This window comes from Modestobacter sp. SYSU DS0657, assembly GCF_054050925.1.
In genome coordinates this window covers 1-13101 of the sequence record NZ_JBJHAG010000020.1, presented here as the reverse complement: position 1 = coordinate 13101, position 13101 = coordinate 1, and the positions used below count along the sequence as shown (strand labels likewise).

The following is a 13101-nucleotide window of genomic DNA, read 5'->3' as shown; positions in this document are numbered from 1 at the left end:
GTCCGCAGGCCGTCCGGACGAACCGAGTCCACCCGGCCTGTCGGCCCCACACGTCGGACCGCTCCGGTCCCCCCTGCATCGCTCCTCCCCGCACCACCCACCCGCTCTGACCACCCGGCGGGGTCCTCGCGACCCCCCGCACCGCGTCCGGGACCGGCTCCGCCGGCCGGGCGCCGCGGCCAGCCGACGACGGGAGTGACATGTCTGACCTCGCCGCCCCCAGCACCACCGCCGGCACCGATGCCCCGACGGCCCCGGTGGCCTTCTCGGCGCTCCCCGCCGCCACCGGTCTCTACGACCCGGCGCGTGAGCACGACGCGTGCGGCGTGGCCTTCGTGGCCGACGCCCGCGGTCGCCGGTCCCGGTCGATCGTGGCCGCCGGGCTGACCGCCCTGCACAACCTCGACCACCGCGGCGCCGCGGGCTCCGAGCCGAACTCCGGTGACGGCGCCGGCATCCTCACCCAGGTGCCCGACGCGCTGCTGCGCGCCAGCGTCGACTTCGACCTCCCGCCGCTGGGGGAGTACGCGGTCGGCATCGCCTTCCTCCCCGCCGACGAGGCCGAGCGGGCCACCGTCGTCGACGGGGTAGCCGCGCTCGCCGCGGAGGAGGGGCTGACCGTCCTGGGCTGGCGCGAGCTGCCGGTCGACCCCGACGGCGCCGACCTCGGCCCCACCGCGCGGCGGGTCATGCCGTACTTCGCGCAGCTGTTCGTCGCCGAGACGATCGGCGCGCGGGCCGACGCCCAGGCCTTCGGCGGCACGGCCGCCCCGCACGGGGTCACCCGGCTGGAGCGGCGCTCGTTCGTGCTGCGCAAGCGGATCGAGCGGGCCGCCCGGGACGCCGGCACCAACTGCTACATCGCCTCGCTGTCGGCGCGCACCATCACCTACAAGGGGATGCTGACCACCGACCAACTGCCGGCCTTCTTCCCCGATCTGCGCGACGACCGCTACGAGTCGGCGATCGCCCTGGTGCACAGCCGGTTCTCCACCAACACCTTCCCGAGCTGGCCGCTGGCCCACCCGTTCCGCTTCATCGCGCACAACGGTGAGATCAACACGATCAAGGGCAACCGCAACCGGATGCGCGCCCGCGAGGCCAAGCTGGAGACCGAGCTGTTCGACGGCCCGGCCGGCCCGGCCAGCGAGCTCGGCCTGGAGCGGATCTTCCCGGTCACGGCCAGCGACTTCAGCGACTCGGCGACCTTCGACGAGGTGCTCGAGCTGCTGCACCTGTCCGGCCGCTCGCTGCCGCACGCGGTGCTGATGATGATCCCCGAGGCGTGGGAGAACCACGCCGAGATGGACGCGGCCCGCCGGGCGTTCTACCGCTTCCACTCCTCGATCATGGAGCCCTGGGACGGGCCGGCCTGCGTGGCCTTCACCGACGGCACGCTCATCGGGGCGGTGCTCGACCGCAACGGCCTGCGCCCGGGCCGCTGGTGGCGGACCAAGGACGACCTGGTCGTGCTGGCCAGCGAGGCCGGTGTGCTGGACATCCCGGCCTCGGAGGTCGTCGCCAAGGGCCGGCTGCAGCCGGGCCGGATGTTCCTGGTCGACACCGCCGTGGGCCGGATCGTCTCCGACGAGGAGGTGAAGGGCGCGCTGGCGAGCGAGCAGCCCTACGACGACTGGCTGCACGCCGGCCTGGTCCACCTGCCCCAGCTGCCCGAGCGCCGTCGTGCCCGGCCCAGCCACGAGTCGGTCGTCCGCCGTCAGCTGCTCTTCGGCTACACCGAGGAGGAGCTGCGGATCCTGGTGCAGCCGATGGCCGCCAGCGGCGCCGAGCCGATCGGCTCGATGGGCACCGACACGCCGATCGCCTCGCTGTCGGACCGCTCGCGCTCGCTGTTCGACTACTTCACCCAGCTGTTCGCGCAGGTCACCAACCCGCCGCTGGACGCGATCCGCGAGGAGCTGGTCACCAGCCTCGGGCGCACCTTCGGCCCCGAGCAGAACCTGCTCGCGGCGACCCCGGCGTCCTGCCGGCAGGTGTTCCTGCCGTTCCCGGTGATCGACAACGACGAGCTCGCCAAGATCCTGCACATCGACGACGACGGCGACCTGCCCGGGTTCGCCGCGGTGCGGATCACCGGTCACTTCGACGTCAACGGCGGCGGCACGGCGCTGGCCCAGGCGATCACCGAGCTGCGCACCAAGGTGAGCAAGGCGATCGCCGCCGGCGCCCGGGTCATCGTGCTCTCCGACCGCGACTGCGACGAGAACCGCGCGCCGATCCCGTCGCTGCTGATGACGGCCGCCGTCCACCACCACCTGGTGCGCGAGCGCACCCGGATGGAGGTCGGACTGGTCGTCGAGTCCGGTGACTGCCGCGAGGTGCACCACGTCGCCCTGCTCCTGGGCTACGGCGCGGCCGCGGTCAACCCCTACCTGGCCTTCGAGAGCGTCGAGGACCTGATCCGCTCCGGTCAGCTCACCGGCATCGAGCCCGCGCAGGCCGTGCGCAACGTGGTCAAGGCCATGGGCAAGGGCGTGCTCAAGGTGATGAGCAAGATGGGCATCAGCACCGTCGGCTCGTACACCATGGCGCAGATCTTCGAGACCGTCGGCCTGTCCAAGGCCCTCGTCGACGAGTACTTCACCGGCACCTCGGCCACCCTCGACGGCGTCGGGCTCGACGTGCTCGCCGAGGAGGTGGCGATGCGCCACCGGAAGGCCTACCCGAGCAACCCGACCGAGCGCGCCCACCGGCGCCTGGAGACCGGCGGGGAGTACCAGTGGCGCCGCGAGGGCGAGGTGCACCTGTTCAACCCCGAGACGGTGTTCCTGCTCCAGCACGCCACCCGCTCCCGGCAGTACGAGGTCTTCCAGCGGTACGCCGACACCGTGGACGGCCTGTCGGCCGAGGCAGCGACCCTGCGCGGGCTGTTCCGGCTCAAGACGGCGGACCGCCCGGCGGTGCCGCTGGAGGAGGTCGAGCCGGTCAGCGAGATCGTCAAGCGCTTCCAGACCGGGGCGATGAGCTACGGCTCCATCTCGGCCGAGGCGCACGAGACGCTGGCGATCGCGATGAACCGGCTCGGCGGGCGCTCCAACACCGGGGAGGGCGGGGAGGACCCCGACCGCTTCACCCCCGACCCCGACGGCGACCTGCGCCGCAGCTCCATCAAGCAGGTGGCCAGCGGGCGGTTCGGGGTGACCAGCGAGTACCTGGTCAACGCCGACGACATCCAGATCAAGATGGCCCAGGGCGCCAAGCCGGGCGAGGGTGGCCAGCTGCCCGGCAGCAAGGTCTACCCGTGGGTGGCGCGCACCCGGCACTCCACGCCGGGCGTGGGGCTGATCAGCCCGCCGCCGCACCACGACATCTACTCGATCGAGGACCTCAAGCAGCTCATCCACGACCTCAAGAACGCCAACAACGAGGCGCGGATCCACGTCAAGCTGGTCTCCGAGACCGGCATCGGCACCGTGGCGGCCGGGGTGGCGAAGGCCAAGGCCGACGTCGTCCTGGTCTCCGGGCACGACGGCGGCACGGGTGCCGCGCCGCTGACCTCGCTCAAGCACGCGGGCACCCCGTGGGAGATCGGCCTGGCCGAGACCCAGCAGACGCTGCTGGCCAACGGACTGCGCGACCGGATCGTGGTGCAGGTCGACGGCCAGATGAAGACCGGTCGCGACGTGATCGTGGCGGCGCTGCTGGGCGCGGAGGAGTTCGGCTTCGCCACCGCCCCGCTGGTGGTCGAGGGCTGCGTGATGATGCGCGTCTGCCACCTGGACACCTGCCCGGTGGGCGTGGCCACGCAGAACCCCGAGCTGCGCAAGCGGTTCACCGGCAAGCCGGAGTTCGTGGTCACCTTCTTCGAGTTCATCGCCGAGCAGGTGCGCGAGCACCTGGCGCAGCTGGGCTTCCGCTCCCTCGACGAGGCGGTCGGTCACGCCGAGCTGCTCGAGGTCGCGCCGGCGGTCGACCACTGGAAGGCCGCCGGGGTCGACCTGTCCCCGATCCTCGCCGTCCCGGAGCTGCCCGCAGGGGCGGCCCGCCGGCAGGTGGCCACCCAGGACCACGGCCTCGACGTCGCGCTGGACCAGACGCTGATCCAGCTGTGCGAGGGTGCGCTGCTCGATGCCCGCCCGGTGCACCTGGAGCTGCCGGTCCGCAACGTCAACCGCACCGTCGGCACGATGCTCGGGTCGATGGTGACCCGCCGGTTCGGTGGCGCGGGGCTGCCCGACGGCACGATCGACCTGACCTTCACCGGGTCGGCGGGCCAGTCGTTCGGCGCGTTCCTGCCCCCGGGCATCACGATGACGCTGCTCGGCGACGCCAACGACTACGTCGGCAAGGGCCTGTCCGGGGGGCGGATCGTGGTGCGCCCCGCGCCGGAGTCCGCGTTCGCCGCCGAGGACAACGTCATCGCCGGCAACGTCATCGGCTACGGCGCGACCCAGGGGGAGCTGTTCCTCCGCGGCCGGGTCGGCGAGCGGTTCTGCGTGCGCAACTCCGGTGCGCTGGCCGTCGTCGAGGGCGTGGGCGACCACGCGCTGGAGTACATGACCGGTGGGTCGGCGATCATCCTGGGCCCCACCGGCCGCAACATCGCCGCCGGCATGTCCGGCGGGATCGGCTACGTGCTCGATCTCGCCCGGCACCGGGTGAACCCGGAGATGGTGGAGGTCGAGCAGCTGGACGGCGAGAGCTCGCTGTGGCTGCGCGACGTCCTCACCCGCTACCGGGAGGCGACCGACTCCACGGTGGCCGCCGCCCTGCTCGCCGACTGGGGCCGGTGGTCCGAGCGGTTCAGCGTGATCATGCCGCGTGACTACCGGCGCGCGATGGAGGCCCGGCGGGCCGCCGAGGCCGCCGGGTACGACGTGGACCGAGCTGTGATGGAGGCCGCACGTGGTTGATCAGACGGGTTTCCTGAAGTACGACCGGCAGCTGCCGCCGCGACGGCCGGTCGACCTGCGGCTGCTGGACTGGAAGGAGGTGTACCTCAACCGGGACACCGGTGAGGACGCCGTCTTCCCCGTGGCCGCACTGCGCGAGCAGGCGGCGCGCTGCATGGACTGCGGCATCCCCTTCTGCCACCACGGCTGCCCGCTGGGCAACCTCATCCCGGAGTGGAACGACCTCGCCCGCCGGGACGACTGGCAGGAGGCGATCGAGCGGCTGCACGCCACGAACAACTTCCCGGAGTTCACCGGGAAGCTGTGCCCGGCGCCGTGCGAGGCCGCCTGCGTGCTCAACCTGGAGAACTCACCGGTCACGATCAAGCAGATCGAGTGGGAGATCATCGACCAGGCGTTCGTCAACGGCTGGGTCACCCCGCAGCCGCCGGCGGAGCTGACCGGCAAGAAGGTCGCCGTCGTCGGGTCGGGGCCGGCGGGGCTCGCCGCCGCCCAGCAGCTGACCCGGGCCGGGCACGAGGTCACCGTCTTCGAGCGCGACGACCGGGTGGGCGGGCTGATCCGCTACGGCATCCCCGAGTTCAAGATGGAGAAGCGTCACCTGGACCGGCGGCTGGACCAGATGCGCGCCGAGGGCACCCGGTTCGTCGTCGGGGTCGACGTCGGCGGCGAGGGCCCCGATGACGTGACGGTGGAGCAGCTGCGGTCGGACTTCGACGCGGTCGTGCTGGCGATCGGCACCCCGGTGGCCCGCGACCTGCCGCTGCCCGGCCGGGAGCTGCCCGGCGTGCACTTCGCCATGGAGTACCTGCCCGACGGCAACCGGCAGGCGCTCGGCGAGCTCGAGCACCCGGCGATCGACGCCCACGGCAAGCACGTGGTGATCATCGGTGGCGGTGACACCGGCGCGGACTGCCTGGGCACCGCGCACCGGCAGGGCGCGGCGTCGGTGGCGCAGCTGGACTACAAGCCGGCCCCGCCCGGCACCCGGCCGCAGGACAACCCGTGGCCGACCTACGAGATGATCCTGCGGGTCTCACCGGCCCACGAGGAGGGCGGCGAGCGGCTGTTCGCCGTCAACACCGAGGGGTTCGTCGCCGGTGACGACGGCCGGGTCGCCGGCGTCCAGGTCTCCGACGTCCGGTTGGTCAACGGCCGCCGGGAGACCGTCGAGGGCACCACGCGGGTGCTCCCGGCCGACCTGGTGCTGCTGGCGCTCGGTTACACCGGCCCGCAGACCGCCGGGCTGGTGGAGCAGCTGGGCTGCGCGGTCACCGAGAAGGGCGCGGTCGCCCGCGACGACGACTACATGTCCACGGCACCGGGCGTCTTCGTCGCCGGTGACATGGGCCGCGGTCAGTCGCTCATCGTGTGGGCGATCGCCGAGGGGCGGGCCGCCGCGGCCGCCGTCGACACCTGGCTGACCGGCGCCTCGATGCTGCCCCGCCCGGTCACGCCGACGGCGGTTCCGCTGCGCTGACCTGCGCAGACGTCCCAGACGACTGCGACCCCCCGGGGGGACACGGCCGACCCGTCCGGCGTGTCCCCCCGGGGGGTCGACTAGTTTCAGGGGCATGTCTCGCCGCGCCAAGATCGTCTGCACGTTGGGGCCGGCGACCGGCACCCCGGAGCAGGTCACCGCCCTCGTCGAGTCCGGGATGGACGTCGCCCGGCTCAACTTCAGCCACGGCAAGCACGCCGACCACGAGCAGGCCTACCGCCTGGTCCGGGAGGCCTCGAACAAGGTCGGCCGCGCCGTCGCGGTCCTCGCCGACCTGCAGGGCCCGAAGATCCGGCTGGGCACCTTCACCGAGGGCAAGGTCGAGTGGCCCACCGGTGCCCGGGTCTGCATCACCGTCGAGGACGTCGAGGGCACCGCCGAGCGGGTCTCGACCACCTACAAGGATTTGGCCAACGACGTCCGCGTCGGTGACCGCCTGCTGGTCGACGACGGCAAGCTCGCCCTGACCGTGGCCGAGGTCGACGGCCCGGACGTGTGGTGCCTGGTCCTCGAGGGCGGTCCGGTCTCCAACAACAAGGGCCTGTCCCTGCCCGGCGTCGCCGTCAGCGTCCCGGCCATGTCGGACAAGGACGAGGAGGACCTGCGCTTCGCCCTCTCCCTGGGGGTCGACTTCATCGCCCTGTCCTTCGTCCGGTCGCCCCGGGACGTCGAGCTGGTCCGCGAGGTGATGGCCCAGGAGGACGTGTTCGCCCCGGTCATCGCCAAGCTGGAGAAGCCCGAGGCGGTCGAGAACCTCGAGGCGATCTGCGACGCGTTCGACGGCATCATGGTCGCCCGCGGTGACCTCGGTGTGGAGCTGCCGCTGGAGCAGGTGCCGCTGGTGCAGAAGCGGGCCGTGCAGGCCGCCCGCGAGCGCAACAAGCCGGTCATCGTGGCCACGCAGATGCTCGAGTCGATGATCGAGAACTCCCGGCCCACCCGGGCCGAGGCCTCCGACGTCGCCAACGCCGTCCTCGACGGCGCCGACGCGGTGATGCTGTCCGGGGAGACCTCCGTGGGCAAGCACCCGATCGCGGCCGTCCGGACGATGGACCGCATCATCGCCGCGGTCGAGGTCGACGAGATCCTCGCCCCTCAGCTGCTCAAGGCCTCGCACTCGCGCCCAGGCGCGATGGTGCGGGCGGCGAAGGACGTCGGCGAGGCGCTGGACGTGGCCGCGCTGGCGGCCTTCACCTCCACCGGCCGCAGCGCCCAGCGGCTGGCGGCGCTGAAGACCCGGCTGCCGATCCTCGCCTTCACCAACGACCCGCGGGTGCGCAGCCGGCTGGCGCTGTCGTGGGGCGTGGAGACCTTCATCGTGCCCCAGGTCGAGCACACCGACGACATGGTCGCCCAGGTCGACTTCTCGCTGCTCTCCATCGGCCGGCTCCGCGAGGGCGACCAGGTCGTCGTGGTGGCCGGCTCCCCGCCGAACACCGCCGGCACGACCAACCTCGTCCGGGTGCACGAGGTGGGAACGCAGGCGTGACCGCAGCAGCGACGTCGTCGGGGGAGGGACCGGCCCCGACGCCGGCGGCCGAGCTCATGGTCGTCCTCGACCTGGAGGAGCGGGCCCCGGACCTGTTCGTCGGCACCACCCCGACGACGCCGCTGCAGCGGATCTTCGGCGGCCAGGTGGCCGCCCAGGCGCTCGCCGCGGCGAACGCCACGGTGCCGGCCGAGCGGCCGGTGCACTCCCTGCACTCGTACTTCCTCCGGCCGGGCGACCCGCAGGAGGAGATCCGCTACGAGGTGGACCGGATCCGGGAGGGCCGGTCGTTCAGCACCCGGCGGGTGGTGGCCCGGCAGACCCGCAGGGGCGAGGACGTGGCCATCTTCGCGCTGACCGCCGACTTCACCGCGGGGGAGCGCGCGGTGGTCGAGCACTCGCTCCCGATGCCCGAGGTGCCCGGCCCCGACGGCCTGCCCGGGCTGCCCGAGGTGCTCGCCGCCCACCCCGACCGGGCCGAGGGCGCCCGGGCGCTGAACCGGGCGGTCGACTCCCGCTACCTCCGCGACCCGTACGACCCCGAGCCGCGGACGTCGGGCGACACCGCGTTCCGGGCGTGGTTCCGGGTCACCGGGCGGCTGCCGGACGACGACAACGTGCACGCCGCCGCGCTGACCTTCGTCAGCGACCTGACGCTGCTCTCCGCCGGGCTGGCGCGCATCGGTGGCGGCTGGGGCGGGTCGATCGTCGGCGCGAGCCTGGACCACGCGGTGTGGTTCCACCGGCCTGCGCGGGCCGACGAGTGGTTCCTCTACGAGACCGACAGCCCGGCCGCGGCCAGTGGTCGCGCGTTGTGCTTCGGGCAGATCTGGTCCGCCGACGGCACGCACGTGGCGACCGTCGCCCAGGAGGGGCTCATCCGCTCGCTCGGCTGAACCCCTCCTCGGCGTCGCTCAGTCCCGGGTGGACCCGCCGTCCAGATCGGCCTGTGCGGCCGCCTGCTCGGTGGTCTCGTCCCCGGCGGCGGGCGTCTCGACCACCGGCGTCGGCTCGCCCGCTGCCTGCTCGGCCGTTGCCTGCTCGGCCGTTGCCTGCTCGGCCGCTGCCTGCTCGGCCGCCGCTCGGCGGGCGGCCTCCTCGCGCTCGGCGGCCGCCCGGCGCTCCGCCTCCTCGCGCTCCCGCCGTTCGGCGTCCTGCCGCTCCCGCGCCTGCTCGGCGAAGTCGTTCGCCAGCCAGTCGTGCCCCTCGGTGAGCAGCGCCCAGACCCGCTCGACGTGCTGCCGGTTGGTCGCCGGTGCCCCGATCGCCACCCGCAACACCGCAGCGCCGGCCACGGTCGTGTGGGTGAGGAAGACCTCGCCGCCGTCGTTGAGCCGCTCCAGCAGCGTCATGGTGGCGACGTCGGCGTCCACGCCGTCGGCCCAGCGGGGGCGCAGGCACACCAGTGCCAGCGGGTGCGGGGCGACGACGTCGAACCGGTCGTCGGCCTCGGCCCAGCCCGCCAGCTCCTGGGCCATGGCGACGTGCCCGCGGACGTGTTCGCGCAGCCCCTCCGCGCCGTACCAGCGCAGCACGAACCACAGCTTCAGGGCGCGGAACCGGCGGCCCAGCTCGATCTGCCAGTCGCGGTAGTCGACGACGGCGCCGGTGTCGGTGGCCGCGTTGCGCAGGTACTCCGGCAGGATCGACAGGGCGCCGGTGAGCGCCGCCCGGTCGGCCACCCAGAACAGGGTGGCGTCGAAGCCGGTGAGCAGCCACTTGTGCGCGTCGGTGGTGTAGCTGTCGGCCCACTCCACCCCGGCCTGCAGCGCGCGCAGCTCGGGGGCGACCGCGCTGACCCCGGCGTAGGCGGCGTCGACGTGCAGCCACACGCCGAACCGCTGGCAGACCGGCCCGATCTCGGCCAGCGGGTCGATCGCCGTCGTCGACGTCGTGCCCACGGTGGCGCAGACCAGCACGGGGGTGAACCCGCGGGCGACGTCCCGCTCCAGTCGCGCGGCGAGCGCCCCGGGGCGCATGGCCAGCTCCTCGTCCACCTCCACGATGCGGATCGCCTCGGTGCCGAGGCCGGCGATGCGCACGGCCTTCTCCATGGAGCTGTGGGTCTGCGCGGAGACGTAGACGGTGTACTCCTCGGGGAGCACGCCGTGGCGCAGCGTGGCGCCCTTGCTGGCCCGGTGCAGGGCGGCGAGCAGGGCCACCAGGTTCGCCCCGGAGCTGGAGTCCTGGACGACGCCGCCGCCGGTGCCGGTGGAGCGGAAGGACCCGGGCATCCCGAGGAGGTCGGCCAGCCAGTCCATGACGTGCTGCTCGAGCTCGGTGGCGGCCGGGCTGGTCACCCAGGACATGCCCTGCACGCCCAGGCCGGCGCTCACCAGGTCGCCCAGCACGGAGGGCCCGGAGGTGTTGGCGGGGAAGTAGCCGAAGAAGCCGGGGTGCTGCCAGTGGGTCAGCCCGGGGACGACCACGCGGTCCAGGTCGGCCAGCACCGCGGCGAACGGCTCGCCCTGCTCGGGCGCCTGCGGGGGAAGAGAGGCGCGGACGTCGCCGGGGGAGACCTGCGACCGGACGGGCAGCGACGTCGGGTCGTCCTGCAGCCGGGCCCAGTAGTCGGCGATCCAGTCGACCACCTCGTGGCCGTGCTGGCGGAACTGCTCGGGGGTCATGTGGCCGGTCACGAGGCCAACCTAAGGCGCGGTCGCCGGACGTCGGTGGGTGCCCCGCCCACGGGATGGTGCTCGTGCCCCCGGTGCGACTCGAACGCACACTGCGCGGGTTTTGAATCCGCTCCCTCTGCCGATTGGGGTACGGGGGCCAACTCGACTGGGTGGCCCGCAGCCTATCCGGCGCGGGATCCGCGTCTGCGGTCGATAGGATGATCTCCGTGAGCAACGAGCCGACCCGGGTCCTCATCGCCGAGGACGAGGCGCTGATCCGCCTCGACCTCAAGGAGATGCTCGAAGAGGAGGGGTACGTCGTCGTCGCCGAGGTCGGCGACGGGCAGGCCGCGGTCGAGCAGGCCGAGCAGCTGCGCCCCGACCTCGTCGTCCTCGACGTGCAGATGCCGGTGCTCGACGGGATCGCCGCCGCCGAGCAGATCGCCAGCGCCCGCATCGCGCCGGTCATCGTGCTCACCGCCTTCAGCCAGCGCGAGCTGGTCGAGCGCGCGCGTGACGCCGGCGCCATGGCCTACCTGGTGAAGCCGTTCTCCAAGAACGACCTGGTCCCGGCCATCGAGGTCGCCGTCGGCCGGTTCCAGGAGATGCACGCGCTGGACGCCGAGGTCGCCGACCTCAAGGAGCGGCTGGAGGCCCGCAAGGTCATCGAGAAGGCGAAGGGCCGGCTCATGACCGAGCGCGGGATGACCGAGGCGGAGGCCTTCCGGTGGATCCAGCGCACGGCGATGAACGAGCGCACCTCGATGCGCGCCCTGGCGGAGGCGATCATGGCCACCGAGGTCGGTGACGCCGCCCCGGCCGGGGGGCAGACCACCACCTGAGTGCCGTTGCGCGCCTCCCACGGCCGTCGGCTCCGCGACCCGCGGACCGGCGGCCGTCGCGGTTCCCCTGCCGGTGACCGTGGTCACGTCCTGGATGTGTCGCGTGCCACCTGCGTGTCGCCCGTGTGTCGGCGTGTCTCACCATGTGGCACGACCGAGTCGTCCAGGTCACAACGTCATCACGGTGCACTGAGCAGGGCTGGTGGCCGTCGGCGCGGCGGTTAGGTTCTCCGCACTGACCGGCCGGTCGGTGGGCTGACCGGCCCTCCGGGTCCGGCGCCCACGCACGCACCCCACTGGGAGTTCCTTGATGCGCACCCGCACCACCGCTCGCGCGGTCGCCCTGTCCGGTGCCGCCCTGCTCGCGCTGACCGCCTGTGGCGGCGGCGACGACGGCGGCGGCTCCGGCAGCGGCGGTGGCGACGCGAGCGGCGAGAAGCAGGTCAACGTCTACGGCACCGACGGCAACATGGGCGACCCGCTCGGGGAGGACTTCTCCGAGCAGGGTGCCCTGGCCGGCATGAAGGGCACGCTGCCGCTGACGCAGCTCTCCGGCGACTTCCAGGACCGCCTGCTGGCCGTCGACCCCGACCTGGGGACGACGTTCAACTACGCCGGAGAGACCTACGACGCGGTCGTCCTGACCGCGCTCGCGGCCCAGGCTGCCGGTACGAACCAGGCGACGGAGTTCGCCCCCTACATCAACGGTCTGACCTTCGGCGGCGAGACCTGCGAGTCCTACGCGGCCTGCCTGGAGATCATCAACGCCGGCGGCAACGTCGACTACGACGGTGTCAGCGGTCCGCTGAGCTTCGCCGAACCCGGCGAGCCGGCCCAGGCCAGCTTCGGGCTGCAGCAGTTCGGCGACGACAACACGATCGACAACGACGCCACCCAGTTCGTGATCGCCGGTGACGAGGCGAACGCCGCCAGCGACGAGGGTCCGGCCTACGCCCCGCCGGGCGCCACGGGTGACCCGCTGGTCATCGGCACGCTGCTGCCGCTCACCGGCAACCTCGCCTTCCTCGGCCCGCCGGAGGTCGCCGGCGCCCAGCTGGCGATCAACGAGATCAACGAGGCCGGCGGTGTGCTGGGCCAGCCCGTCCAGCTCATCGAGGGTGACTCCGGTGACGCCTCGACCGACACCGCCACCCAGACGGTCGACCGGCTGCTGCAGTCCAACGTCAACGCCATCATCGGTGCGGCGTCCTCCGGGGTGAGCCTCACGGTCATCGACACCATCACCGGTGCCGGCGTCGTCCAGTTCTCCCCGGCGAACACCTCCGACCAGTTCACCGACTACGACGACAACGGGCTGTACTTCCGCACCGCGCCCCCGGACACGCTGCAGGCGCGCGCGCTCGCCGACCTGATCGCCGAGGACGGCAACAACACCGTCGGCATCCTCGCCCTCAACGACCCGTACGGCACGGGCCTGGCCGAGAACACCCGGGACAACCTGATCGCCGGCGGCCTGTCCGAGGACAGCATCCGCTACCTGACCTACGACCCGCAGGCGGCGAACTTCGACTCCGAGGTCCAGCAGATGGTGGACTTCAACCCCGACGCCATCGTCGTCATCGGGTTCGAGGAGTCCTCGCGGATCATCCAGGGCCTCAACGCGCAGGGCATCGGCCCGGCCCGCGGCTGACGCTTCCGCACCACCTGCGGGGGGGGGGGGGGGGGGGGGGGGGGGGGGGGGGGGGGGGGGGGGGGGGGGGGGGGGGGGGGGGGGGGGGGGGGGGGGGGGGGGGGGGGGGGGGGGGGGGGGGGGGGG

7 protein-coding genes and 1 tRNA gene are annotated in these 13101 nt (G+C 73.0%); 6 read left to right on the top strand and 2 right to left on the bottom strand.

The genetic code is table 11. The features are described from left to right. The first annotated feature begins 200 nt into the window (after positions 1 to 200). The 4 genes from gltB to ACI79A_RS13490 all read left to right on the top strand — a co-directional run bounded on the left by gltB (position 201) and on the right by ACI79A_RS13490 (position 8760). Positions 201 to 4874, top strand: a complete 4674-nt coding sequence (gene gltB, locus ACI79A_RS13505; protein WP_457083939.1) for a glutamate synthase large subunit — start codon at positions 201 to 203, stop codon at positions 4872 to 4874. Continuing rightward, positions 4867 to 6354: a glutamate synthase subunit beta gene (locus tag ACI79A_RS13500; RefSeq protein ID WP_457083937.1), complete on the top strand. Its 1488-nt coding sequence runs from the start codon at positions 4867 to 4869 to the stop codon at positions 6352 to 6354. The genes gltB and ACI79A_RS13500 overlap by 8 nt, the downstream gene beginning before the upstream one ends. A gap of 94 nt (positions 6355 to 6448) precedes the next feature. After that, positions 6449 to 7864 carry a pyruvate kinase gene (gene pyk / locus ACI79A_RS13495; protein WP_457083935.1) on the top strand — a complete coding sequence of 472 codons (1416 nt, stop codon included), beginning with the start codon at positions 6449 to 6451 and terminating at the stop codon, positions 7862 to 7864. Then, positions 7861 to 8760, top strand: coding sequence for an acyl-CoA thioesterase (locus ACI79A_RS13490; protein ID WP_457083933.1), 900 nt, complete (start codon positions 7861 to 7863; stop codon positions 8758 to 8760). The genes pyk and ACI79A_RS13490 overlap by 4 nt, the downstream gene beginning before the upstream one ends. Before the next feature lie 18 nt (positions 8761 to 8778). Here the strand turns inward: ACI79A_RS13490 and ACI79A_RS13485 are convergent, their stop codons facing one another. Further along, positions 8779 to 10503: a pyridoxal-dependent decarboxylase gene (locus ACI79A_RS13485; protein ID WP_457083931.1), complete on the bottom strand. Its 1725-nt coding sequence runs from the start codon at positions 10501 to 10503 to the stop codon at positions 8779 to 8781. A gap of 63 nt (positions 10504 to 10566) precedes the next feature. Beyond that, a tRNA-Leu gene (locus ACI79A_RS13480) sits at positions 10567 to 10640 on the bottom strand. Positions 10641 to 10709: 69 nt separating this feature from the next. Here ACI79A_RS13480 and ACI79A_RS13475 point away from each other — a divergent pair. Next, positions 10710 to 11324 carry an ANTAR domain-containing response regulator gene (locus ACI79A_RS13475; RefSeq protein WP_457083929.1) on the top strand — a complete coding sequence of 205 codons (615 nt, stop codon included), beginning with the start codon at positions 10710 to 10712 and terminating at the stop codon, positions 11322 to 11324. Between the two features lie 310 nt (positions 11325 to 11634). Next, complete coding sequence (locus tag ACI79A_RS13470; protein ID WP_457083927.1) at positions 11635 to 12975, top strand: ABC transporter substrate-binding protein; 1341 nt, start codon at positions 11635 to 11637, stop codon at positions 12973 to 12975. Positions 12976 to 13101: the final 126 nt, after the last annotated feature.

Coding starts and splice junctions, on each gene's coding strand:
- gltB (WP_457083939.1), top strand. CDS start 201: ATGTCTGACCTCGCCGCCCCCAGCACCACCGCCGGCACCGATGCCCCG.
- pyk (WP_457083935.1), top strand. CDS start 6,449: ATGTCTCGCCGCGCCAAGATCGTCTGCACGTTGGGGCCGGCGACCGGC.
- ACI79A_RS13470 (WP_457083927.1), top strand. CDS start 11,635: ATGCGCACCCGCACCACCGCTCGCGCGGTCGCCCTGTCCGGTGCCGCC.